General features: G+C 63.0%; 20 protein-coding genes and 2 pseudogenes. 9 read left to right on the top strand and 13 right to left on the bottom strand.

Annotated features, from left to right (window positions below; translation table 11 throughout):
* From E3O50_RS19495 to E3O50_RS06245, 3 genes and pseudogenes are all read left to right on the top strand, one after another.
* Positions 1-226, top strand: a pseudogene (locus E3O50_RS19495) (hypothetical protein); the annotation flags it as partial.
* A gap of 1082 nt (positions 227-1308) precedes the next feature.
* On the top strand, positions 1309-1869 hold the full coding sequence (locus E3O50_RS06240; protein ID WP_134560728.1) for a recombinase family protein: 561 nt from the start codon (positions 1309-1311) through the stop codon (positions 1867-1869).
* Between the two features lie 305 nt (positions 1870-2174).
* Positions 2175-4076 carry an amino acid transporter gene (locus tag E3O50_RS06245; RefSeq protein WP_241975520.1) on the top strand — a complete coding sequence of 634 codons (1902 nt, stop codon included), beginning with the start codon at positions 2175-2177 and terminating at the stop codon, positions 4074-4076.
* A gap of 33 nt (positions 4077-4109) precedes the next feature.
* Here the strand turns inward: E3O50_RS06245 and E3O50_RS06250 are convergent, their stop codons facing one another.
* The gene (locus tag E3O50_RS06250; protein ID WP_134560726.1) at positions 4110-4643 is read right to left on the bottom strand and encodes a hypothetical protein; all 534 of its coding nucleotides are present in this window, start codon (positions 4641-4643) and stop codon (positions 4110-4112) included.
* Positions 4644-5353: 710 nt separating this feature from the next.
* On the opposite strand from E3O50_RS06250, the gene E3O50_RS06255 reads away from it, so the two are divergent.
* Complete coding sequence (locus E3O50_RS06255) at positions 5354-6868, top strand: PucR family transcriptional regulator (protein ID WP_166790710.1); 1515 nt, start codon at positions 5354-5356, stop codon at positions 6866-6868.
* A 40-nt stretch (positions 6869-6908) separates the two neighbouring features.
* Here E3O50_RS06255 and E3O50_RS06260 read toward each other — a convergent pair whose 3' ends face one another.
* Together E3O50_RS06260 and E3O50_RS06265 are read right to left on the bottom strand one after the other, a co-directional pair.
* The gene (locus E3O50_RS06260; RefSeq protein WP_134560724.1) at positions 6909-7730 is read right to left on the bottom strand and encodes a nitrilase-related carbon-nitrogen hydrolase; all 822 of its coding nucleotides are present in this window, start codon (positions 7728-7730) and stop codon (positions 6909-6911) included.
* A gap of 130 nt (positions 7731-7860) precedes the next feature.
* A complete protein-coding gene (locus tag E3O50_RS06265; RefSeq protein WP_134560723.1) occupies positions 7861-9345 on the bottom strand; it encodes a cytosine permease in 1485 nt (494 codons plus the stop codon).
* 218 nt (positions 9346-9563) lie between these two features.
* Between E3O50_RS06265 and E3O50_RS06270 the strand changes: the two genes are divergently transcribed.
* Entirely contained in the window at positions 9564-10607 is a 1044-nt protein-coding gene (locus E3O50_RS06270) for a sensor domain-containing diguanylate cyclase (RefSeq protein WP_134560722.1), read from the top strand.
* 575 nt (positions 10608-11182) lie between these two features.
* On the opposite strand, the gene E3O50_RS06275 is transcribed toward E3O50_RS06270, so the two are convergent.
* On the bottom strand, positions 11183-11923 hold the full coding sequence (locus E3O50_RS06275) for a VIT family protein (protein WP_134560721.1): 741 nt from the start codon (positions 11921-11923) through the stop codon (positions 11183-11185).
* Positions 11924-12206: 283 nt separating this feature from the next.
* Here E3O50_RS06275 and E3O50_RS06280 point away from each other — a divergent pair, with 283 nt between their 5' ends.
* Positions 12207-13574: an Nramp family divalent metal transporter gene (locus tag E3O50_RS06280; protein ID WP_166790709.1), complete on the top strand. Its 1368-nt coding sequence runs from the start codon at positions 12207-12209 to the stop codon at positions 13572-13574.
* On the opposite strand, the gene E3O50_RS06285 is transcribed toward E3O50_RS06280, so the two are convergent.
* From E3O50_RS06285 to E3O50_RS06305, 5 genes and pseudogenes are all read right to left on the bottom strand, one after another.
* Positions 13561-14142 (bottom strand): hypothetical protein, encoded by a 582-nt coding sequence (locus E3O50_RS06285; RefSeq protein ID WP_134560719.1) that lies wholly within the window; start codon positions 14140-14142, stop codon positions 13561-13563. The two genes, E3O50_RS06280 and E3O50_RS06285, sit on opposite strands and share 14 nt — an antisense overlap.
* Before the next feature lie 610 nt (positions 14143-14752).
* A pseudogene (locus tag E3O50_RS06290) lies at positions 14753-15010 on the bottom strand (ATP-binding protein); the annotation flags it as partial.
* Between the two features lie 131 nt (positions 15011-15141).
* Entirely contained in the window at positions 15142-16131 is a 990-nt protein-coding gene (locus tag E3O50_RS06295; RefSeq protein ID WP_134558218.1) for a tyrosine-type recombinase/integrase, read from the bottom strand.
* Positions 16128-17060: a tyrosine-type recombinase/integrase gene (locus E3O50_RS06300; protein WP_134558217.1), complete on the bottom strand. Its 933-nt coding sequence runs from the start codon at positions 17058-17060 to the stop codon at positions 16128-16130. Before E3O50_RS06300 ends, E3O50_RS06295 begins: the two co-directional genes overlap by 4 nt.
* Entirely contained in the window at positions 17057-18259 is a 1203-nt protein-coding gene (locus E3O50_RS06305) for a site-specific integrase (RefSeq protein WP_134558216.1), read from the bottom strand. Before E3O50_RS06305 ends, E3O50_RS06300 begins: the two co-directional genes overlap by 4 nt.
* Before the next feature lie 200 nt (positions 18260-18459).
* Here E3O50_RS06305 and E3O50_RS06310 point away from each other — a divergent pair, with 200 nt between their 5' ends.
* Positions 18460-18735, top strand: a complete 276-nt coding sequence (locus tag E3O50_RS06310) for an ATP-binding protein (RefSeq protein ID WP_277870823.1) — start codon at positions 18460-18462, stop codon at positions 18733-18735.
* A gap of 368 nt (positions 18736-19103) precedes the next feature.
* Here E3O50_RS06310 and E3O50_RS06315 read toward each other — a convergent pair.
* Positions 19104-20506, bottom strand: a protein-coding gene (locus E3O50_RS06315; protein ID WP_134558220.1) for an IS3 family transposase whose coding sequence is annotated in 2 segments (ribosomal slippage) — positions 19104-20176 and positions 20176-20506 — 1404 coding nt in all. Because the reading frame shifts where the segments join, the coding sequence is not laid out codon by codon here.
* Positions 20507-20861: 355 nt separating this feature from the next.
* Entirely contained in the window at positions 20862-20984 is a 123-nt protein-coding gene (locus E3O50_RS19790; protein ID WP_277870822.1) for a hypothetical protein, read from the bottom strand.
* A gap of 210 nt (positions 20985-21194) precedes the next feature.
* Between E3O50_RS19790 and E3O50_RS06320 the strand changes: the two genes are divergently transcribed.
* Positions 21195-21731 carry a GNAT family N-acetyltransferase gene (locus E3O50_RS06320; RefSeq protein WP_241975219.1) on the top strand — a complete coding sequence of 179 codons (537 nt, stop codon included), beginning with the start codon at positions 21195-21197 and terminating at the stop codon, positions 21729-21731.
* Between the two features lie 214 nt (positions 21732-21945).
* On the opposite strand, the gene E3O50_RS06325 is transcribed toward E3O50_RS06320, so the two are convergent.
* Entirely contained in the window at positions 21946-22170 is a 225-nt protein-coding gene (locus E3O50_RS06325) for a hypothetical protein (RefSeq protein WP_134450126.1), read from the bottom strand.
* Positions 22171-22251: 81 nt separating this feature from the next.
* Positions 22252-22716 (bottom strand): cupin domain-containing protein, encoded by a 465-nt coding sequence (locus E3O50_RS06330; protein WP_134450127.1) that lies wholly within the window; start codon positions 22714-22716, stop codon positions 22252-22254.
* A 363-nt stretch (positions 22717-23079) separates the two neighbouring features.
* On the opposite strand from E3O50_RS06330, the gene E3O50_RS06335 reads away from it, so the two are divergent.
* The gene (locus E3O50_RS06335) at positions 23080-23607 is read left to right on the top strand and encodes a hypothetical protein (protein WP_134450128.1); all 528 of its coding nucleotides are present in this window, start codon (positions 23080-23082) and stop codon (positions 23605-23607) included.
* The last annotated feature ends 192 nt before the right edge of the window (positions 23608-23799 follow it).

The following is a 23799-nucleotide window of genomic DNA, read 5'->3' on the forward strand; positions in this document are numbered from 1 at the left end:
CGACACAGGAGACACGGTTGTTCTGATCACCGAACGCCTCACGGTTACCGTCGATAACATTCGTGCTGTGCACGATGCAGTCGATGCGGAAGACCCCACGAGCGCAGACATTCTGCACGGAATCATCGAGAGGCTGGAGCAGTTCGTGTGGATGGTCAGCGCTGAAAACCGGGTCCCGCGGAAACCATCCAAAAAGACGCCCACCCGGCCCGCTGGGAGGGCCTGACCGGCCCATGATCGGACCCGAGCCCCTACGTCTCCGGCACCCCGCCGGACACGCAGCGGAGACGAGCCTTCGTGACTACGCGGATGCGGCCTGGGCGGTGAACGGCAATGCCGAGAGTGCGCTTGCGTTGGCCGTGAAATTGTCCGGGACCGTCCCTCGGCCGGGGTCGGGCAAGACGGTGGAGTATTTCGAAGTACTCGCGACGTTGGCGTGTTGTGACCTCACTGCGGCGCGGGTCGCCGAAGCGCATTTGGACGCGTTGGCGATTGTAAATCAAGCGGGCCTCGAGCCGGCCGCACTTGTCAGCGCCGAAGACGCGGCCGTGGGGACGTGGGGTGTTTTCGCCGCTGAAAGCGGAGGGACCCGTTTGACGGCGGAGGCCCGTACCGCGGGTGCGGGGTGGAGGCTGAACGGCACGAAACCGTGGTGTTCTCTCGCTGGCACACGTAGCTATGCGCTCGTCAGTGCGCACGTCACCGCCTCCAGCGGGCGACTATTCGCTGTGAGCCTCCGAGACCCGGGCGTCACACCCGACGTGGATACGTGGGTCAGTTAAGGGCTCCGTGCAGTTCCAAGCGGCCCGGTGCATTTTGATAACGTGCCGACTGTGCCCGTGGGCGGTCCGGACTGGTACCTGAGCCGGCCCGGTTTCGCGTGGGGCGGGATTGTCGTTGCGGCGTGCTGGCTAGGAGGCGCGGTTGGCGTCGCCCGTCGGGTGTGGGCTGCTGCGTTGGAGAAGGATCCCGATCAGATCCCTGCGGCGCACCTGGGCGCGTTGGACGTGGCGCTCACGGCCGCCCGGACCTCGTTGATCACCGCCGCAGAGCATATCGATGCGGAACCGCAGCAGGCGCGGACGGGGCGTATCTGGCAGCCCGGGTGCGAGGCCTGGTCGCAGAAGTCGTCTGTATTGATGTCGGTACACGTCTGCACGGAGGCATCTCGTCGTTTTGGGGTACACCCCAACTAGACGTCAAGCGCGAGTATGCAATTCTGTCAGGATAGGGTTTAATTCGGACTGGTTGACAGCACTCGATGGGGGGTCTTAGAGTTCAACCTGACAGAAGAGGCAGGAGATCCCCGTGACGGGTCAACGAGTTGGATACGTGCGAGTCAGCACCCTCGATCAGAACACCGTCCGTCAACTGGATGGTGTCGACGTCGACCGGGTGTTCGAGGACAAGGCGTCGGGGAAAGATCTGAACCGGCCTGCGTTGGAGGAGTTGATCAAGTTCGTCAGGGATGGCGATACTGTTCTCGTGCATTCGATGGATCGCCTGGCTCGCAATTTGGAGGATCTCCGCTTGATCGTGCGCCGGCTCACGGCGAAGAAGGTCCGGGTCGAGTTCGTGAAAGAGCAACTCTCCTTTACCGGGGAGGACAATGCGATGGCGAACTTGCTCCTGAACGTGATGGGGGCTTTTGCTGAGTTCGAGCGGTCTCTGATCCGTGAACGTCAGCGTGAGGGTATTGCCCTGGCGCAGAAGCGTGGCGTGTACCGAGGCCGCGCCCCATCGTTGGATGCGGTCCGGGCTGCGGAGTTGCGTGAGAAGGTGGCCGCCGGCGTGCCGAAGGCTGTTCTCGCCCGTCAATACGGGATCAGCCGCGAAACCGTCTACGCGTATCTGCGCGCAGGGACCTGAACGCGGTCCGCGTTCGGCTGTTCTGCTCTCCCAAAATAAGGCGACTGCAATGGCGACTAGCGTGCGTGTCAACGCTGTTCACGTTGTTGAACGCTAGCCAACAGTATGCGTGACAGTTGACGAGGCAACAGCGCTGTGCTCCTCGACCGACACATCCCGATACGGGATGTTGCTGGTTGCGGGTATCCCGAGGCGCGATCCTGAAGGTCGTGAATGCGGAGAAGCCGCCAGCCTGAGACCGCTTTGGGGCGTAGGGTATGCGGGTGGATAGTCGTAGCGCATCCGTTGTTGCCTTTCGGACGTGGATGTTGAAGGGTCTGGTCGACCGACGGGCTGGTCATTTAGGCCCGTTGGCCGTTGATGTCGAAAGGACTCACCCGTGGTGGCGAGTGATGTGCCTGACGGGTGTTGACTACTTCTCAACGCTCGGTTACCAGCCTGCGATCGCGGCGCTTGCCGCTGGACTGCTTTCACCGATCGCGACGATTGTGCTCGTCGTTCTGACTCTTGCGGGAGCGCTGCCGGTCTACCGGAGGGTGGCGAGGGAGAGTTTCGCGGGGTCCGGGTCGATTCATATGCTCGAACGGCTCCTGCCTTGGTGGGCGGGCAAACTTTTCGTGTTGGTCCTGTTGGGCTTTGCTGCAACTGACTTCATGATCACCATCACTCTCTCGGCCGCGGACGCATCGGCTCACGCGGTGGAAAACCCCTTCGCACCGGCCTGGCTGCACGGTCAGGAAGTCCCGATCACGCTCTTTCTGGTGGCACTGCTCGGCGGTGTGTTTCTCCGTGGGTTCAAAGACGCGATCGGGATCGCGGTCACCCTGGTGGTGGTGTACCTCGCGTTGAATCTGGTCGTGGTCGTGGTCGCCGTCGTTCAGGTCGCTGGACATGCGGCCGTGATCACCGACTGGTGGGCTGCTCTGTCCGCCCAGCACGGAAATCCATTCGTCATGGTCGGGATCGCGTTGCTTGTCTTTCCGAAGCTGGCCTTGGGGATGTCCGGGTTCGAAACCGGTGTTGCCGTGATGCCGCAGATCACGGGTGACCGCAACGACACACCAGAAAACCCGGTCGGGCGGATTCGCGGCACCAAACGGCTTCTGACCACCGCCGCGGTCATCATGAGCGGGTTTCTGATTGCGTCGAGCCTGGTCACGACGTTGCTGATTCCGCAAGAGGCCTTCCAGCCGGGCGGCCCGGCGAACGGGCGTGCGCTGGCGTATCTGGCCCACGAGTACCTGGGACCTGTTTTCGGGTCCGCCTACGACGTCAGCACCATTTGCATCCTCTGGTTCGCGGGGGCGTCGGCGATGGCGGGCCTGCTGAACCTGGTTCCTCGCTACTTGCCGCGGTATGGAATGGCACCGCAGTGGGCGGCCGCGGTCAGGCCGCTCGTGTTGGTCTTCACCGGGATCGCGTTTCTGATCACGTGGGTGTTCCAGGCCAATGTTGATGCGCAGGGCGGCGCCTATGCGACCGGGGTCCTGGTTTTGATGACGTCCGCGTCGGTCGCGGTGACTCTCTCGGCCCGGCGGAAACAGCAACGGTGGGCCATGATCGGATTCGGCGTGATCTCGACGGTTCTCGTCTACACGACCGTCGTGAACGTGATCGAACGGCCCGACGGCGTCCGAATCGCCGGGCTTTTCATACTGGGCATCATGACGACCTCACTCGTCTCGAGGTTGCGCCGTTCTTTCGAACTCCGGGCCACGTCGGTCGTCCTGGACGCCCCGGCCACGGATTTCGTGATGACTGACGCCGAAGAATACGACGTCATCCGGATCATCTCCCACGAACCCGACGAGGACACCGAGGTCGAGTATCGCAATAAGAGCCGTGACGAGCGCCGTTACGGACACATTCCGCCGGGCTCACCGATCATCTTCCTCGAGGTGTATCCCTCGGACTCGTCCGACTTCGAAGAGGACCTCCGAGTCCGTGGGATCGCTAAGCACGGCTACCGGATACTCCAAGTGACTAGCGGCAACGTGCCCAATACGATCGCTGCCGTGCTGCTGGAGATCCGCGACCAGACAGGGTTGATCCCCGAGATCTACTTCGAATGGACTCAAGGTAACCCGATCTCCAATATGTTCAAGTTCCTCTTCACCGGAATGGGCGAGATCGCCCCGGTCACCCGGGAAGTACTCCGTGAAGCTGAACCCAACGCGAAGCGACGCCCGTACGTGCACGTCAGCTAAGCCGGCCTACTTCGCGACCGGGTGAGCGGGGAGTCACTGTGAAGGATCAGGGCTCCAGCGTGCTTGGGGAATGCCGACGTCGGTTCCGGTCAATGGATGGGGGTGAAGCGCCGGGGTCGTCCGGATACTGCGACTGGGAATCACGAGCAGGTCACCGATCTCCAAATCGGCGGGCAACTGGACGGCAAGCACGTCGTCACTTGGGTGAGCAGCAGGCCGGGGTGAGTGCCGTTCGATCAGAACGAGGACGTGCTTGGCTCTGGAGGGGCGGTTGAGCAGTCGCGCCTCTGACCAGATGAGGCGCAGATTGTCCAACCGCGCATCCGTCTCGACGGCCAGAATCTTGCGTCCGAGATACTCGAGAGCAGTGATCCGCACCACCAGCACCGCCGTCCACCTACACGTGGACGCGCGACCTGCCGTCGCAGGGATCACGGCAGGAGCACTATGCACCGACGGGGTTCCCCACGCCTCAACGAGCAACGACAGCGGTAGCCCTGAAACACAGACTTCGCCGTCCGACACGGTGGTGCCAGCAGGCCAAAAATCAGGGTTGAACCCAGCCACTCCATGCCTAGCGAAGAAAACCCGGCCGACACTCATCGCCACCTCACGACCGGACGCCAGGAAACCAGAATCAGCCAGGGGAGAAATACTGCGCGCACGAGCATACCAATGTGTCTACGCGCTCATCTGCTCATTATTGAAAGCACCTACGCAATCCATACGCCGAGGACGCCAATCCAAACGAAATCCTTACACCACGCGGCCCTGAACTGCTGGGGTGTTCTCGATTCCGCGCAGCCTAAAGACAGCCCCCATTCCGCGGTCCAATCTCACGGGAGTTCAACGTCCAGCAGATTCGCGTTCGTCCTCGGTCTGCACCTGCGACGGGCGACTTCCCTGCGCGTGTAATCACACACGAATCTCCCCGCTCGCCGAGGGGCAGGCGAAGCGCGAATTCAAACTAGACGCTTAACTCACCCTGGCCCCATCCACCTTGACGGTCAAGGGTGCTGCGTTTGAGGGTCGATGTGAGTGCGACTGAACCCGTCGGAAAGGGGTGGGCGAACCCATCGGCGGGGGAGGAGCGGCCGGTGGATTTCCGGGCGCCTAAAAAACGAGATCGGTAGGGTCTGGAGCATGTGCCCTGCCGACGTCGACGAATCGATGCCCCTGTGATCGACCGGCGAGCAACCTTGATGCGGGCCTGCGGCTGCCCGTCTCCGCCGGGCTGCCGGGCGACCTTGCCACGTTCTGGACTAGCCTTGGCATTCATGCCTCCCACCGTGCGCCAGCTGCTGCAACGCCAGAGCCTCGGGGTCACGATCGTGACCGCGGAGGGGAGTATCGACGAGCCGATCCAGTGGATCTCGAGCACGGATCTCCTCGATCCCACGCCCTTCCTGTCCGACGACCAGATGCTGCTGACGACGGGCACCCAGTTCATGGTGGGCGCTTCGTCCGGCATTTTCGTCGACTACGTGCGGAGGTTGACTGCGAACGGGGTCAGGGCGCTTGGCTTCGGCACCGAAGTCGTCCGCTCGGGCACTCCACCGTATCTGGTCGCCGCCTGCGCTGGGGCCGGACTTCCGCTCGTGGAGGTGCCGTACCGAACCCCGTTCATCGCGATCATCCGGTGGGCGGCGGACATGCTCGTGCGGGAGGCTAGTGCACGCGATGACTGGGCGCTCAAGGCGCAACAGTCCTTGTCCCTTTCGGCGCTGGGTTCCGGGGGAGTGCACAACGTACTCGCTGAGCTGGCCCGCCAACTCGAATGCAGGGTGGTGATGTTCGACTCCGGCGGGAACGTCACCTCCGTGCACCCGTTGGGCAGCCTCGGCAGCCACCAGAGCGCCGAGCTCGTTGCGGAGGTGGCGCGTCTGCTGAACTCTGGGCGTCGGTCAAGCGTGGCCGTTCGACTTGGCGAACGGCACGCCGTCATCCAGACCCTGGGCTCGCGGAACGCCATCCGAGGGGCACTCGCCGTGGCCGACGTCGACGTACTCGACGCCGCGGCACAGTCGGTGGTCACCGCCGCTCTGGCTCTCGTGGCGGTGTCCCTGGAGCAGCACGACGCCGCAGACCGGAGCGTGCACATCATTCGAGAGCAAATGTTGCACCTTCTCGTCTCCGGCCACGCGGACGCGGCCGACCAGGTGATGGCCGCGGTCTCCGAGCCCCTCCCCGCAGAGCCCGTCCTGGTGGTGACATGCGATGTCGGTTCCTCCGCTAACTCCGCTCTCGAGGCGTCGTTCGAGCGCACGGTCCAGGATGGTGAGGGAAGGGTCTTCTTCGCCCGCGCAGGCGACCAGTTCGTGTTCATCGTGTCGGCAGCCGACCAGTCACGCATCAGCGAGCTCGTCGATTCCGTCGGGGTGCGAGCGGGCGTTTCCGCGCCCGCTGTCTACGCAGAATTCCGATTTGGGCTGGACCAGGCCACGCGCGCCCTCGCACATGCCCTCCGATCCGGCACCAAGGGGGCAGTCCATTCCGACCGCAATACCGAGGGCGTCCTCGGCCTGCTCGACCGCGGCGATGTCGCACGCCGGGCACTTGCCCGCCTCGCCCCGGTATTGCGCGAAGCTGACGGCCGCGACATGTTGAATTGTGGATGGGTCTGGCTGGAACACAACGCGCTTTGGGGACCTGCCTCCCGGGCGCTTGGGGTTCACCGCCACGGCTTACGCGCCCGGGTCCAGCGGCTGGCGGCCATCCTGGAATTGGATCTCGATGCCTTCTCCGGGCGGGCGGAGCTCTGGGCCTTGCTCGCGGCGTACCACCGCCGCTGACCGACGCCGTTCACCATCGCCGAGCCGACCGGGCGGTGGTCTACCGGGGTGCGACGACCTCGCGATACAGCTCCGGCCTCCGGTCGCCGAACGCATCGCACAACGGCGTGATGGTCTTGTCCCGGGACCGGAGCAGATCCAGGTCGGCCATCGCGATCCCCGTCGAGTCGGCGGTGGCGACGACCCAGCCGTGCTCGTTGATGATGGAGCTCGCCTCGTTCCAGTCCTGGCCGCGCTCGGTGCCGCTGCGATCGCAGCAGACGACGCCGACATGGTTGGTATATGCGGCAGCCATGGCGACCGTGACCTCTGGGACTCGCTCGCCCTCTGGTACGGTTTCCCGCGGCCAATTGGTGGGCACGACGATCAGCTCGGCCCCGCGCAGAGCCAGGCTGCGGGTCATCTCGGGGAACTCCAGGTCGTAACAGATGAGGACGCCAAGCCGGCCGAGCGGGGTGTCCACGACAGGGGGGACGGCCGAGCCGGGCGTGAAGACGAGCTTCTCCCGATCCCACAGGTGAGTCTTGCGGTAGCTCCCCAGGACGCCGGAGCCGTCGACGACGGCGAGGCTGTTGTAGACGAGGCCGTCGGCACCGAGTTCGGCGAAGCCGCCGACGACGACGCCGTCGACGCCGGCCACCGCTAGTGCCCACTGCGCGAACACGGGATGGTCCGTCGTCACGGCGACGGACCGGGCCTCCTCCTGCGAGGAGAACATGTAGCCCGTGGTGACCAGTTCGGGCAGCACAACCAGTCGGGCGCCTGCCGCCACCGATTCGCGCACGGCGGCCACGGATCGTTCGACGTTGCCGGCCAGGTCGGGAATGACCGGTGCCAGCTGCCGACACGCAATGCGGATCATGTCTTACTCCTTGTCTCGTGGCCGACGTGCGTTGTGTTGCTCCGTATCGCGGCCGGAGGTGATCATTCGTGAAAGGGCCGGGCCGGTGACCAGGGAGGTCACAGGCCCGGCCGTTTCACCCCGTCAGGCCCTAGTCGATGAGAGCGCCCGCGAGGTCTTCCTGCTCCTGCGAGGCGAGCTCGAGAGCGTCGGCCTGCTCGTCGGCGAGTTGCCGTTCGGCCGCGACGTCCAGGTTCCTGGTGAACAGCCAGTAGAGCAGCGCACCGATCGGCAGCCCTACGAAGAGCGCGACGTCGACGCCGCCCATCGCCTGCGAAACGAACCCGACGTAGAAGCCCGAGATGTCAAAGAACGGGGTCATGCACGCAAACGCGACCAGGTAAGCGGTGATGCCCGCCCAGCCCCAACGACCGTAGATACCGTTGGGCTTGAAGATCTCCGTGATCGCATAGTGGCCCTTGCGCACGATGAAGTAGTCGGTGAGGTTGATCGCCGTCCACGGGATGAAGAAATACAAGACGAGCAGGAGGAAGTCAGCGAAGAAGACCGCGAAGTTGCTCGATGCGTAGAGAGACAGGACGCCGGAGATGCCGGCGGTGATCGCGACGGTGACGATCCGCACGGTGACGGTCGGTCGCACCTTGCGGATGCTGTCGATCGAGGAGATGAGGGTGAGGGATCCCCCGTACATGTTCAGCACGATGACCGCGATCAGGCCAAAAGCGATCACGAGCAGCGCGATCGTACCGAAGCCGGGGAAGAGGCTGTCGGCCACACCCTGGATCGCGGTGATCGGATCGCCGGCATCGAAGTCGGCGACGGCTGCGGCGAGGTACGCACCGAGGAAGATCAGCCAGGCACCGCCGATAGCGCTGCCCCAGAAGGTCCAGCGGAAGGTGCTGCGGTTGGGCGTTTCGGCGGGCAGGTAGCGCGAGTAGTCGGAGACGTAGATGGCCCAGGAGATCTGGTACCCGGCGACGACGCCCAGCTGAGAGAAGAACGCGACTGGATTAAAATCGCCGAGATTGAAGGCACCGTCGGGCAGGTGCAGGTTGACGAGCGCCGAAAACGTCAGCAGCGCGAGCACGACCACCGTGACGTAGGTGAGGTAGCGCTCCATCTTGTGGATGAGGTCATAACCGAAGAGGGCGACGACAGCGCCGACGATGGTGACTGCCCAGAACCAGAACGGAGAAACCACCGGGTCGGAATGCAACGCCCCGCTGATCGCGTTGCCTGCGAGGACCGTGTTGAACACGTTGAAACCGGCGTACTGGAGGAAGGCGAAGAGCCACACGAGGAGGGCGCCAACGTAGCCGAACTGCGGTCGCGACTGGATCATTTGCGGCAGACCGAGCTTCGGGCCCTGCGATGAATGGGCCGCCATGAACACGGTGCCGATGACCAGCCCGATGGTGATCGCGATGAGCGACCAGACCAAGTTTCCGCCGGCCGCGAAACTTACGACTCCGATCGCGAGGGTCGCGATCTGAGCGTTGCACATGAACCAGAGCGGCCCGATGTGCCAGACCTTGCCGTGCCGCTCGTTTTTGGGCACGTAGTCGATGGAACGGACTTCCAGACCACGGTTCTTGGTTGGGCTTTCTTCGGTCACAAATCTCTCCTTTGAAATTTCGGGACACTCAGCGCTGATAGGTGAAAAAAGTACACGCTGCCTTACCCAAACGATGTTGCCATAACGGCAGATTGGAGATTCTTTGTGCCAGTTTGGCAGCCGATTGACCGCCTCGCGGGAGTATGTCGTCGCATTTCACCGGGTTTCATCCAAAGTCGTAGAATTGGGGTTCGTGAAGATCGACCAGGAGTGTCCGGGTGAGCCTCGGTGAACCGGAGGATTTCGCCGTGACAACGTCAGTGGCATTGCCCCTTGATGACTCGGACCGATTCGATGGTGTGATCACAGGGGTGCGTGATGTGCGCCGGCTCAAGGCTGTCGCCGACGCAGACCTGCACGGGTCCATCGCTGACCCTGATCTGGACGCGGTGGTTGCCACCTTGCGCCTGGCTTGCTCGGTACCGATGGTCGTCGTGAACATCGTCAGAGCGGACCGGCAAACTTACGCGGCGGAAGTTGGTGTCGGGGCAGAATGCACGTCAGTGCCGGACGCACTGTCCTTTTGTGCGGAGGTAGTTGACACGGGTCGGGCCACGATGGTCTCCGATGCCGCTGCGCATCCCGTCTACTGCCAGAACCCGATGGTACTTAGCGGCGTCATCGGTTCATACGCGGGCGTCCCGCTTGTCGATAACGGCGTGGTTCTGGGTAGCGTGGCAATCTTCGACCATCATGCGCGGGTGTTCTCTGCTGACGTCCTGGACATTCTTCGTTACCAGGGGAAACTGGCTGGGTCTGTGCTCGCACTGCGCCGCTCGGCCCGCACGGACGCGCTGACCGGGTTGCCCAACCGTGCCCTTTACGGGGACCGCCTCGCAGGTGCGCTGGCCAGACTTGAGCGCAACGGCGGAATGGTGTGCGTGATGTACCTCGACATCGACGACTTCAAGATCATCAACGACACTCTCGGGCACGGTGGGGGCGACGAGGTCCTTATCGAGCTGGGGAGGAGACTGTCCAGCGTGTTGCGCCCCATCGATACGGTGGCGCGCTTTGGTGGGGATGAGTTCGTGATCCTCTGCGAAAACTTCGGCGGTGTCGGTGATGCCGAACAGTTGGCGGCTCGGGTCGTGGCCGCTACCACCAAGCCATGGGACGTCCAGGGCTGGTTCATGCCTGTGCACGTGAGCATTGGTTTCGCCGTGACGGATTCTGCCACAACAGACCCAGCGGCATTGCTCGATGACGCCGACACCGCTATGTACTTGGCGAAGAAGGTTCCTGGCTCCATGTGGGTATAGGCACCCGTCGGCGGATAGAGCCGCAAACGCCTCATCGTTGAGTCGTCCCACCAGGGGGCTATGGCTTATCCGTTGGTGGGTGGCGCGGGCGTTGAGGACTGATCAGATGATGGACCGCCCGGCGGAGTGCCGGTTAGCCAGGCGACTACCAAGAATGCGCCGATCAACCCAACGACGATGAGCGCCCCTGCCACAGAGCCTCTGAAAGCAATCCCGGAGACCACAATTAGGGCCACGAAGGCTGCAGACGCGACGGCTCCTTTCCAGCTGAGTATCCGCCATCCCCAACCAACGTATTTCTTGGGCCCGAACCAGGCTTTCTTCGTGAACCGTCCCGCTCTTGCGTCCATGACGAAAATCGTAGCCCGGTATCCCGTGCTCGTTCCGAAAACAGTGGAAAGCATCTCCGATTTTGAGCCACCCAATTTTGTTGTCCGGGATGTGCAACGGAAATGTCGTGACTCCCGTCCTCCCCGCGGTCACGGATGAGGTCGTGCGGCGAGAGTTCCGCGTCGTCCGCAGGAGGGTGTTTGGTGGGTCCGGTCCGGTCCTTGCCACGTTTGAGGGGTGGGCGGCTATGTGGTACCCGAGGAGCCCAAGAGCAAGCCGATTACGAACGTGGACAGCAGTGCCAGCGCGCCGCCTAGGACCATCCTGAACGTGGCCCGTCCTCGGGAGCTGCCTCCCAGGTGACCTGCAAGTGCCCCTGAAATGGCGAGAACGAGGAGCACGGCCAGGAATGTGACCGGCACCCTCCATGCGTCAGGTGGGAGCAAGATCGCTGCCAGGGGAATGATCCCACCACAAATGAACGCGACAGCCGACGCCAATGCAGCGTTCCATGGGCTTGCAACATCGTTCTCGTCGATGTTTAGCTCAATCGCGAGATGCGCCGCCAAGGCATCATGTTCGGTCAACTCTCCCGCCACTTGTCGCGCAGTTTCAGGGGACAAGCCCCGCGCTTGGTGCATGCCCGCGAGTTCCTCCAGTTCTTGCTCCGGCGTTTCAGTGAGTTCGCGTTTCTCCGTCGCAATCAACGCCCGTTCACTGTCACGCTGGCTGCTCACAGACACATATTCGCCCAAAGCCATTGAAACCGCGCCGCCCATGAGCGCCGCAACGCCAGCAGTCAGAATAGGTCCGACCACGTGGGTTGCACCAGCTACCCCGACCACAATCGCCGCCACTGACACGATGCCGTCATTGGCCCCCAGCACTCCCGCGCGCAACCAGTTCAGCCGGGTCGACAGGCCCCCACCCTGATGGGGCTCATCAGAATGCGACTCTAGAGGCTCCCGCTTGCCCGGATCCGACATAAGCCGAGTAAACCACATCTCACTCCGCGGAACGCACCGTGGCGCTCCACACTTTGGCCATCGCTTTGGCCGCTGTTGTCTTGCCGCAATCATCGGGGCCGTCAGCCGATTACATCTCCTCCGCGGTCCCACGCTGACCGGACAGCGACACTGCCGCAGCGCGCCTGCATTCCGAAATACACACCGACGAAGGTGGCCGGACTCACCGGCACGGTACTGTAACCATGGCATGCCTTGGCCACCTCGGCGCTGCCCGGATTTAATCGCTGACGTGAGGAACGCTATGACGGTCGAGGAATTGCCTGAAAGTGTCCTGCCGGGCGCGGGCATTGGCTCGGATCGGACCGGTCAGGGAAAGGGAAAGAGAAACCCCGTTTCACGTTTTTTCGGACTCCTTGGTCCGGGTTTGGTTACGGGTGCCGCCGATGACGACCCGTCAGGGATCGCGACGTATTCTCAGGCCGGCGCGACGTATGGCAACAGCATGTTGTGGACGGTCCCTTTAACGCTTCCGTTGATGATGGCTGTGCAGGAGATTTGTGACCGGATGGCCCTAGCCACCGGGCAGAGCCTTGGCGCGCTGATTCGTCGACGCTTTAGCCGCGGATTCCGGGTTGCGATCGGGATTCTTGTGGCCTTGCTGATCATTGCGAATTGTCTGAACCTGGCCGCGGACCTGAATGCGATCGGTCAGGGCATGAACCTGCTGCACGCGGGACCTGCGTTTCTGTGGTCCGCGATCGCCGGTATTGCCATTGTGGTGGCAGTGACGGCGGGGTCCTTCGCGATGATCGGCCGGATCTTCAAATGGTTGTGCATGGTTCTTCTGGTCTACGTCGGAGTCCTCTTCGTTTCCAACGTGGATTGGGCCGACGTTGCCCGTGGCCTCATCGGCGGGCAGGTCCAGTTCTCTCCGGCGTACTTCGGTTTGATCGTGGGGGTCTTGGGTACCACCATCTCGCCGTACATGTTCTTCTGGCAGTCCGCGCAACGCATCGAGGAACTCCGCGCCGAAAAACGTGGCGGCGATCACGCGCCGGCCCTGGACGAGAGGCCAAGGCCGGAAGCGGTCCGGCGGCTACGCAATGGACGAGTGGACGTGTTCACCGGGATGGCGTTTAGTGTGCTGATCATGTTCGCCATCATTGCCTCCTCCGCAGCCACCCTCGGCGCACACAACACCCCCGTCACCAGCGCAGCCGAGGCAGCCCAAGCACTCGAACCAATTGCCGGCAACTACGCCGGTATCCTCTTCGCTCTGGGTTTCATCGGATCTGGGGTACTCGCGGTGCCCGTGCTCGCCGCATCCGGTGCTGCGGGGATGGCAGGGCTTTTGAACAAGAACTGGGGTCTTGACCGGTCCCCCCGGAGAGCACCCCTGTTCTACGCCCTCCTCGGCGTTGGTATCATCGCCGGCACCATCCTCGCTATCGTCTCCACCGACCCGATCGGACTTCTCGTTCTCTCCGCGATCGTGAACGGCATCGCCGCCGGCCCGTTCCTGATCGTGATGATGCTCATCTCCCGCGACGCCACAATCATGGGCAAATACCGAAACGGCAAACTCGCCGCAACAATGGGATGGACCGCCACCGCAATCATGTGCGTCGCCGGCGCATACGGCATCTGGTACACCCTCAACGGAAACTAACCAGCCGAAGCGACAGCTGAAGCTTGGACCCAATGGCTTTGGTAGCAGGAACTGGCCTGCACACCCTCCTCGACGAGCGGACGGATACGTTGATGCGCACGCGGGCATAAAACAGTGGCGCTTCACGCCCGAGTGGCCACAGACGCAGATCCCATCGGAAACGGAACCCTCGTCTGGCCGCCGTTTCTTCGCGCCCGCTCGAAAACTCCGATCGGGTTCCCGACACGAGGGACTGTGCCTGCTGGATTTTTAGGCCGGCATAGAGCAGCGTGATGTAAGCGAGTTGGAAGGGAATGACTATCGAAATCAGCACCGCGTATTTGGCCGCAGCGACCTGCTCGTCGTGATCGAGCTCTAGTTGCTTGCCGCGCAGCACTACCTTGCCCATCTTTCTCAATCGTCCGAGGTCCCGGCTGACGCTTTCGCGAAGACGGCGATTCAGTGGCAGGGTCACGAGTATGCAGGCAAGGGCCGCGGCGATGAACGCAGATTCTGCCGCGAAGGACAGCTGCACGCCGATTTCCGAGATGGCGGAAGTGTTCCACCGGGCGAGAACGGTGAACAGCACGCACTGAGTGTCCTCTGGCGTGACGAGCGGCTTGCGAATCACGCCGGCGCCCGTACTTCGGCTGATTTGACCGGCACCACCCCGGAAGTCAGTTCAGGGGACGTGAGATCGGACGACGCTGATGTCATTGTCTCGCGGCGGAGGAATATGCAGAGGCCCGCGGGCTCCGATTGGTTCGGGAGCCATGACGATAGCTCGCGTTTCGCGGCGGCTGGGCGGATACTGAGAGCGTATTAGTGGACTCAGCGTGGAGGACGCATTATGCAACACAGTGTGGAATCCGGCGGATTCGAGGATCTGAAAGTTGTACAGGTCTCGGCCACCGAATGGCGGGTCAGTGGGCGTTCGTTCGAAGAGCAGAGCCCTGCGGCATTCTGGGGCTTCGTTTGCCAGTGTGGTGAAGCATTCAGTGTGATCCGTCCCGGACGTTTTCCGGAATGGCGTACTTATTGCAGCTTCGATAGGGCGTTGGCGAGCTTTGCAGACTACTCTGACTGAACCGTGCCCGGATGTGGCCCGTCCTACGGTTTCGCCTTACACCAGGTTGTTAACGCCGACTGAAAACAGGGCCACTTCTGCCAACTGAAAACAGGGCCACTCTCGTGTTGTTCTAGTGTGCCGTAGTCGCGGCGGGTTGGTGTTGCTTGAGCCGGTAACTGTTGCCTTTGAGGCTGATTACGTCGGCGTGGTGAACGATGCGGTCGATCATCGCGGAGGCGATCGTGAGGTCGCCGAACACGTCGCCCCAGCGGGCGAAGGGCAGGTTGCTCGTCATGATCAGCGAGGCGTGTTCGTAGCGGGAAGACACAAGCTGGAAGAACAGGTTCGCGGCGTCCTGGTCGAAGGGGATGTAGCCGACCTCGTCAACTTATGCAGATGTCTGCATAAGTTGACTTATGCCGACTCCGTGATTATGCCGAGGCGGGTAGGACGGCGGCCCCGGAGCCTAGTGTTTTCCTGGCCTGTGACCTGCGGTCGGCTGCGTGGAGGTCGGCATAATCACAGCCCTTCCAGGAACGCGAGGAGGCTGTCGGCGGGGCGATACCGACCTGGCGGCGATGACACCGGGGTTGTTTTGGCCAGTGCGCGTTCCTTGATCGTCATGTCGGCGTGAATGTAAGGATCCGTGGACCGGGTGTCGGCGTGGCCCAGCCAGAGCGCGATGACGGTGGTGTCCACTCCCGCGTGCAGCAACGTCATCGCGGTGGTGTGCCGCAATGTGTGGGGTGAGAGCTTCTTGGACTGCAATGTGCCGCAGGTCAGGACGGCCGCGGCGTGGTGGGCGGCCAGTCTGTGTTCGATGGCATCGCGGGTGAGTCGTCGACCGGTGCGGGTGCAGAACAGCGGATCGGTCGGCAAGCCGGCTCTCTCGCGTAGCCAGTAGCGGACCGCCGCTTCGGTTGCTGCGGTGAGCGGGATGGCGCGGTCTTTGCGTCCCTTCCCGTGGCAGCGGACGTTCGAGCCGGTGCCGCAGCTGATGTCGGCGCAGTTCAACCCGGTCAGCTCCGACACCCGCAACCCGGTCTGGATGCAGAGCATCAGCCAGGTGTGGTCGCGGCGGCCCTCCCAGGTGGTGAGGTCTGGGGCAGCCAACAGAGCGTCGACCTCCTCGGCGGTGAGGTAGGACACCGTAGCTTTGTCGAACCTCTTCGGCGGAATCGCCAGCACCCGGGCGATGACGTCCGCGTGTTCGGGGTGTTGCAGCGCGGCGTAGCGGAATAGCGACCGCAGCGCGCCCAGGCGGGCATTGCGTGTGCGGGCGCTGTTGTGCCGGCTGGTCTCCAGATGGTCCAGAAACGCGCTGATCATGCCCTGGTCGAGATCCGACCAGTCCAGGTGCGAGGGCAGCTTCCCCGTCGTGGACTGGACGAAGGCGAACAGCAGCCGCAGCGTGTCGCGGTAGGCGGCGACGGTGTGGCCGCTGGCTTGGCGCTGTTTGGCCAGACGGTCGCTGAAGAACATCTGGACCGTCGCCGTGATCGCCGTCATGGCTGCACCTGCCCATCGCCAGGCTCGAGGCGTTCAGCGGCCAGGGCGAGCAGTTCTGGCGCAGCGGAGAGATACCAGTAGGTGAACCGGGGATCGCGGTGCCCGAGATAGGTGGAGAGGTAAGGCAGTCGCGCGTGGACGTCGGCGCCGGTGCGATACCAGTTGACCAACGTGGTGACCGCGAAAGTGTGACGCAGGTCGTGCAGGTGGGGACCGCGGGCCGCTCCGACGCCGATCCCCGTCTCGGAACACAGGCTGTGGAAGACAGTTTGGACCACGGGATAGAGCAGCCGCTTTCCCGTCACCGTCACGAAGAAACTCGCGGTGGACGGCGCCGGGAGGTGCGTGTCGCGCTGAGCGGCGTATGTGCGCAGTGCAGCAACGGTGCTGGAGAGCACGGGAACCTTGCGGGTCTTCATGAACTTCGACTGCCGGACAAGGAGGACGCCGGCAGCGAGGTCAACGTCGGCCCGATCCAGCCGGATCGCTTCCCCGATGCGTAGCCCCGTCACCGACAGCAGCCCGATCAGGGTGGAATACGTCGCCGCAGGCAGTCGCGAATCCAAGTCGTGATGCGCGTGGTTCATCAGGGCTGTGATGTCGTCGGCAGAATAGATGAATGGTGTCCTCCAGCGCCGGCGGGAGGGGAACAACCCGATTGGTGGGACTTCTGTCGCGGGATCGATGCCGGAGAGGTAGCGGGCGAAGCCGCGAACGGCCGTCATTCGGCGCGGCCAGACAGTGCTGCCCGGTTCGGCCGACACAGTTTCAACCCAGGCGATGGTGTTGGCGATAGTGACCGTCGGTTGCTCATTGGCGTTCATCCACGCGACGAACCGGGGAAGAAGCCTCGCCGCGTCAGCCAACTGATAGCCCAGGTTCCGTCGCAGCCGCAGGTAGTCGTCCAAGGATTTTGTGAGTGTCGTCATGAGTTCTGCCCCGGCCAGTCCTGGGCGATGCCGCGTAGGGAGTCAATGTCGACCTTCGCGTAGATGGCAGTGGTGGCCAGATCCCGGTGCCGCAGCACCTGCCCGATGTCCACCAGGGGGATGTCTTTCGCCAGCATCTCTGTCGCCAGCGCATGCCGCAGTCGGTGTGCCTTCGCGTCCGGGCAATTGGCCCGGCGAGCTGCCCGGCGCACAACGTCACCGACCAGGTCCGCCGGGATCGGTTTGCGTGGGGCGCGTTCGGTGATGAACACCTCCCGGTGCGGCGACGACGGCCGGCCCCCGTGGAGGTAGTCCGCCAGCGCTTCTCCCGCATCGACGGGCAGGGGCATCAGGTCACGGCGGCGGGCCTTGCCGCGGACCGTGAGCTCCCCGGCGCGCCAATCGACGTCGTCCAGGCGCAGCCGGGCGACCTCGATCGACCGAAGTCCCAGCCGGGCCAACAGCAGCATGATCGCCCGGTCCCGGCGGCCGGTGCTGGTACTGCGATCGCAGCTGTCCACCATCGCCTCTACCTGCCCGGCGCTCAGCGACACTGGCAGGTGCGCGTCGCGCCAACCGGCAACCGAGGGAACACATCCCGCCAGATCCCAGCGGGTCCGGTCCGTGAGGTAGAGGTAGCGCAGCAGCGAGCGCATCTCCGCGACCCGGCCGCGCGCGGACCCGAGACTCACCCGTCCACTCTCTGACAGGATAAATGCCGAGATCTCGGCACCGGACAGGATCGTGGTGTCAAGCAGCTCTCCTGCGGGCTGACCGATCTGCAGGAATCGCCGCGCCAGGTTCTCATAGCGGAGCACCGTCATCGCCGCCAGGTCTTTGTCGTGGACCAACCACTGACGATAGGCCGCCAGCAGAGCCTCCAGCGGAGAGACCACCGCAGTGGGAGGCGGCGCAAGTACCCCGTCCTCCCGCAGCACCTCGAACATCAAAGTGAAGCAGCGGCCAAAGAGTTTCTGAGTGAATCCCTCACCGGCCCGCGCGGCGCGGAAAGACGCGACGGCCGACTCGTCAAAATCCGCGACCGTCAGCCGTTCCGTCTCCAGCCAGCGGCCGACATCGCCGACGATCTTCAACAGGCCCAGCCTCGTGCCCGGCGTGTAGCCGGCCGCGGCCAACTTCGCATCGACGGCGGCGATGTAGGGCGCCATCGCGCCGGCTTTTCTGCGTGTTCCAGGCATCAGTTCGTTCCTCATCTGGAAGCACGATGCCTCCTCGGGAACAGCTTCCAACGACGCCGGAATTATGCCGACTATCTCTCCGGGGTCCTGCGGAAAATACCAGCGCTATCAACGATATTGGAGAGTAGTCGCGGCGACATCGGCATAATCACGGAGTCGGCATAAGTCAACTTATGCAGATGTCTGCATAAGTTGACGAACTGGGCTACCTTCCGCTGCCCGCCGAGGCCGCGTCGGCACTGTTTCAAGTCATCAACCAGCGCTACCTCAAAACATCGATCGTGATCACCACGAACCGGCCCGTCGGCGCCTGGGGCGAGATCCTCGGCGACACCACCGTCGCCGCCGCGATGCTCGACCGGCTCCTGCACCGATCCGTCGTCGTCACCCTCGACGGCGGCTCCTACCGGCTCCGCAACCACGCCGCCCAATCCAACGAGCTCCGCCGCGTGACAACGGGCACAAACTTCCGCTAACCTAACCCCGCGACCTGGGGAGCTTCGATGAGCACGACTGGGGAATTTCGCTGAGCGCCGTCATCCATCCTCATTGCTCGGTGACCAATGTCCTGTTTCGCCTCGACGAGGATCGAATTGAGCTTCTCTCTATCGCACGACGGACCTGCGTCAGCGCGTGCGCCGTGCGATTGCCGTCGGTCGCTCTATCGTTTAGGGATGCGCCACCTCCTGCGACTCGATGACTGGACTTACAGCGAGCTAAGAAGTGTCTTTCGTCTGGCGGATGCATACAGTGCTGGCGACGGACCCCGTGTCAACGGTTGCGCCGCTCTCTTCTTTCCTCCATCAAGCCGGAATTTGTCAAGGTGGATGGGGCCAGCGTGAGTTTAGGCGGCTAGTTTCGGCTCGTCTTCTTGTGCTTCGGCAGGCTTGTTGATCCAGGCCGCGTCAGGGGTGACGAGGATCTTGGGATCGACGCTGGTGCTGAAGCGTTCCGGGTTCCTGGCCCGGGCTTGAGCCAGGGTCGCGGACCTCTCGGCGGCTTTGCCGGCTGCGAGGCCGTAGTGGACGTCAGCGGGCGTGTTCAGCCCGATGCCGGTGTGGCGGTGGGTGTGGTTGTAACCCTCGACGAAGGCGTCCATGAACCGTCTCGCGTCGCCGAGGCTCGCGAAGCGTTCCGGGAACACCGGGGCGAACTTCAAGGTTTTGAACCACGCCTCCGAGTACGGGTTGTCGTTGCTGACCCGGGGCCGGGAGTGCGACTTAGTGACCTCCAGATCCGATAACAACGCGGCGACGGTCTTGCTCGTCATCGACGTGCCCCGGTCCGCGTGGACGACCTGCGGGGTGCCGTGGATACCGAAGGTTTCCGTCATCATCTCCGCGGCCAGGACCGCGGACTCGGCCGGGTGGACCTTCGCGCCGACGATGTAGAGGGAGAAAATATCGATCATCACGTAGCAATCAAAGTACTTGCCCTTGATCGGGCCCGCCAGCTTCGTAATATCCCACGTGAACACCTGGCCGGGGGCGGTGGCGACCAGTTCCGGGATCGCCCGGGCCGGATGCCGGGCCAGGCGGCGGCGTTCCTTGACCTGCTTGTTCTCGGCCAGGACCCTGTAAATCGTGGAGATCGACGCCAAATACACGCCCTCGTCCAGCAGCTGCGCGTAGATCTGGATCGGCGGCAAGTCCACGAACCGGGGCGAGTTCACCACCGCCAGGATCCGCGCCCGCTCGAGGACACCGAGCTTGTTTGCCGGCACCAGCGCCGGTCCAGCGGCCGGGATGCGCGGTACTCGGGTCGCCGTCGAGCGCGGCAACCCGACCAGGACCGCGGCCTTGCGGGTGGAGACGCCCTGGCGGGTCAGTCCTCGGTAGGTGGTCATCACGGTTTCGTCTGCGGTGTTTCGTCCCGCGAGCTCTTCGACAAGTTTTCGAGTAGCTCGTGCATTTTTGACATGATCTCCAACGCCACCCCGGTCGTGGCCAGACGCCGCTCGGTGACATCGAGCTGGCGGCGAAGCCTGGCGATCTCGGCCTGCTCGGGCGTGAGCCGGCCGATCTTGTCGCCCGCTTTCTTGCCCTGCAGGACGCCCGCGTCGCGGAGCTTGCGCCACTCGGTGAGCTGCGAAGAATAGATGCCCTGCTCCCGCAGATACGCGCCGCCCCCGTTCCGCGTGGTTGCGTCCTCATACGCGGCCAGGTGGTCCAGCTTCTGCGCGGGCGTGAACGACCGCCTGGCTGTTGGACCACCCGCGCGCGGACCGGGACTGCTGTTCTTACTCATCAAACTATCGTCGCGCACGACGATCAAAGACGCACTGGACATGATCGGGACTTCCTGATTCTCGCCCTACGTCAAACGGCGGACTTGCTCTGAGCTACTGGCCTCAACTCACCCTGACACGTAGGGGGAGGGCGAGCCGGGCGACGTATCCATGTTGGTACTCGGTGCCATGCAGTTCATCTGGGGGCTAGCGGCGCTCATCTATTACTGCCGTCGCCGCTATCTGCAGAAATTCGCGCCGGACAAGTCTCAGGATGACTCGCCTGAAAGCTAGCGCGCGATCCGCCAAAGGCGACCCGTGAGGGTTCGTCGAGCGTGCGTCAGAGCACCATCTAGGCTCGCGATAGTTGGAGTCTCACCTGCTCGTGCCGCCGTGCCCTGGCCGGCGTAGGCCGAGCACAATCAGGATGATGCCGACGATGCCGACGATGCCGACGATGGCGATGATGGCGATGATGAGCCCGATGGAAAGCCACATGCGGCTACCTGTTGTGTCCCCGGGATTGGATTCATGCCCTGCCCGGCCCACACTCCACCAAGGATCAAAGCGATCACGCCGACGGTGATCAGCGCGATTCGTCCATTGCGACTGGTCACATCTCCGAATTTACCTCTCGACCGACTCACCCGTCGCCCGTTGGGGGTTCCCGTGCGGGTAGGTCCTGAGCTGGAGTGGGAGGATCGAAAGGTGCGACATCTTTCCAGTCTCGAGGACCACTTCCGGATCACCGAGATCGAGCGAGCCGCCGGAGAGTCGTTCCGCAACATCAACATGGCGATAGTCGCCGATGATCAACCGATCAGCAGGCAGGATTTCCAGCGCTTCGTCACGGACCGTGGAGCGTTTGTGTGGCTGGTCGACGGTGTGATCGTCGCCTACTTGCTCCTCGAGCAGGTTGACGGAGCTGCCCATATTGAGCAGGTCACGGTCCACCCGGAGCATGCGCGTCAGGGAATCGGAGCGCAACTGATTGTCGTGGCTGACTCTTGGGCACGGGTACGCGGACTTCCCGCTGTGACACTGACCACATTCCGAGACGTTCCGTGGAACGCGCCATACTACGAGCGCCTCGGCTTCCGTGCTTTCCTGCCAGGTGACTGGGGCGCGGCGATGGGCGCTCGAATGGATACAGAAGCTGCGCGAGGGCTCGAAGCCTGGCCGCGCATGGCGATGATCCGACCCGTGAGCAAACTCCGAACAGCCGAAGCTGGCGTTCACGAATAATCGCCCGCAAGGCGTTGCGCTGCCGGGGCGGTGATACAGCCGTTCTGTTTCGCAGCGAAGAGTGGCTCTTGGTGGAGGATTCAGGAAATCGAACCTGACGAGGCACCCCGATAGGCGCATCCCCCGGAACGCGTATGCGTCAACCACATTCTAGCCAGAGCGGACAAATCTCCCGCTGGCAAGCACTCAAAATCCCGTCCCGTAGGGGGTTCCCCTACCGAACAGCATCGGCGCGGCCGCTGTCCTTCACCCAGGTTACAGATTCGGGCGTTGTCGTCCGGGCCACCCGGTTGAATACGGCGAGGCCGAGCGGGGCGTGTCCGAGGGCTGTGGTATCGGTCATCATCGCGAGTTCGGCGCCCGTGATGATAGCGAGTTCGCCGGCGCAGCCGTGCGCGATCCTTGCCCCCAACGCGCACGCCGCCGGCAGCAATCGCACTTACGCTTCTCGGGGCAGGCGCTGGCGAGCGTAGCTGCCGTCAACGCGATGACGGCGGGGGTCCTGGTCGGGCGGCTCCGTTCAGGCGTGTTGGTCAGCGACGGGTTCTGGTTGAACGGACCAGTCGGCGGGTGCATCGTCGGTGTCGGCGTCGGCGATCGCCTTGGTCTGGTGAACTTTGCCCGGCTTGTGGTGTTGGGGCGCGTAGATGGTATAGACCTGCATGGGCTCGTCGCCGATGTTGGTGACGTTGTGCCAGCTGCCGGCCGGAACGATGACGCACCACCCGTCGGTTACCTCTTGGTCGAAGGTCAGTTCGTTCTTGCTTGGTCCCATCTGGGCGCGGCCACGGCCGCGGTCGAGCCGAATGAACTGGTCGGTGTCAGGGTGCTTTTCTAGTCCGATGACCCCGTTGACCGGGATCGACATGAGGGTGACCTGCAGGTAGGTGCCACTCCAAGCCACGGTGCGGTAGTTCGGGTTCTTGAGGGTCTCGGTCTCCAGATCGAATGCTTGAGGACGGGGACCGGTGTCTTCGATGGTCATGGTTTCATCGTAGCTTTGCCCGGATCGGATCATACGGCTCCCCGCGGTTCGATCCTCCTGAGACCATGCTCGCTGATTTGTCGCGCTGTCCGTCCGGCTTACGCCTATGTGGGATGGGTCGTTGAGGAGGGTGGAGATTTGACTGGTTCTCTTGTTCTGCGTGGCGATCGACATTTGCGAGGTTCTGAATCGGTTGCCCTTTCTTGGGGGCTGGTTTGAGTTCCTTGTGCACTGCTAGAAAGTAGCCGCGGCTGTGGATCGAGCACCGCGATCGTTGTTCGCTGCGTGAACACCACGGCTCTGCGTAAGAGCGTCGGGAACTGAGATCACAGCATGAATCGTCACTCGAGCGGAGGTCTGAACATGCGTGGTTACGTGAGGTTAGGCGTCGTGTTCGGTGTCGGCGTGGCCGTGGTGCTCGGGGTGGCGGGCTGCTCGTTCAACGCGCCCGACGCGGGGAAAACAGTTGCACAGATTCGGGTGGTTCACATCCTCAACGATCCTCCACCCGGTGGTGATCTGCTCGGCCGAGCCGAGTACCTCGGAAGCTCCGAACCGAATATAGCGAAGGACGCCTGTGTTACGGCCGTCTTCGCCGCTCAAGGTAGTCCCTCCGCGCTCCTGGATTACTACCGCCGGACCTACCCACAATTCGGATTTCCCACGGAGTCAAAATTTGCCACAGGATCCACAGGATCAAGCAGCGCGGACCCCATCGTCATCAGTGGGAGAGACGGGTGGGCCTACGTGTTAGTGACTATCCAAGCCGGGTCCCCGTACCTCGAACCGCCGCCCAACGTCACGTTGAAGTCGGCGCCGCCAGGTTCAACATACGTGACAGTGATCGTCATCGGGCAAACAGGCAAAAATGGTCTAAGTAATCCAAAGTGACCTCTCGGGCCGGTGTGCAGCGTTCGGTGCGAGGGCACCGAACGCCGGCGATGAATGCAGGCATCGCGCAAAGAAGTGTCTCGTAACCTGAGCGGGCGAGTTCAGGTGGTGAGAGCAACACCCTGAGTTCCGTGGGGTGTTGTCGATGGCTCGACCGTTGTCGCCTTTGAGCGTTCGTTTAACGTTTTGGGA

The organism is Cryobacterium sp. MDB1-18-1 (assembly GCF_004402735.1).
GTDB lineage: Bacteria > Actinomycetota > Actinomycetes > Actinomycetales > Microbacteriaceae > Cryobacterium > Cryobacterium glucosi.

What these genes read in the sequence shown, in the direction of transcription:
- E3O50_RS06335 (WP_134450128.1), top strand. Translation starts at nt 23,080, where the DNA reads ATGCGTGGTTACGTGAGGTTAGGCGTCGTGTTCGGTGTCGGCGTGGCC.
- E3O50_RS06255 (WP_166790710.1), top strand. Translation starts at nt 5,354, where the DNA reads ATGCCTCCCACCGTGCGCCAGCTGCTGCAACGCCAGAGCCTCGGGGTC.
- E3O50_RS06260 (WP_134560724.1), bottom strand. Translation starts at nt 7,730, where the DNA reads ATGATCCGCATTGCGTGTCGGCAGCTGGCACCGGTCATTCCCGACCTG.
- E3O50_RS06245 (WP_241975520.1), top strand. Translation starts at nt 2,175, where the DNA reads ATGTTGAAGGGTCTGGTCGACCGACGGGCTGGTCATTTAGGCCCGTTG.
- E3O50_RS06295 (WP_134558218.1), bottom strand. Translation starts at nt 16,131, where the DNA reads ATGACGGCGATCACGGCGACGGTCCAGATGTTCTTCAGCGACCGTCTG.
- E3O50_RS06300 (WP_134558217.1), bottom strand. Translation starts at nt 17,060, where the DNA reads ATGACGACACTCACAAAATCCTTGGACGACTACCTGCGGCTGCGACGG.
- E3O50_RS06275 (WP_134560721.1), bottom strand. Translation starts at nt 11,923, where the DNA reads ATGTCGGATCCGGGCAAGCGGGAGCCTCTAGAGTCGCATTCTGATGAG.
- E3O50_RS06330 (WP_134450127.1), bottom strand. Translation starts at nt 22,716, where the DNA reads ATGACCATCGAAGACACCGGTCCCCGTCCTCAAGCATTCGATCTGGAG.
- E3O50_RS19790 (WP_277870822.1), bottom strand. Translation starts at nt 20,984, where the DNA reads ATGTGGCTTTCCATCGGGCTCATCATCGCCATCATCGCCATCGTCGGC.
- E3O50_RS06305 (WP_134558216.1), bottom strand. Translation starts at nt 18,259, where the DNA reads ATGCCTGGAACACGCAGAAAAGCCGGCGCGATGGCGCCCTACATCGCC.
- E3O50_RS06280 (WP_166790709.1), top strand. Translation starts at nt 12,207, where the DNA reads ATGACGGTCGAGGAATTGCCTGAAAGTGTCCTGCCGGGCGCGGGCATT.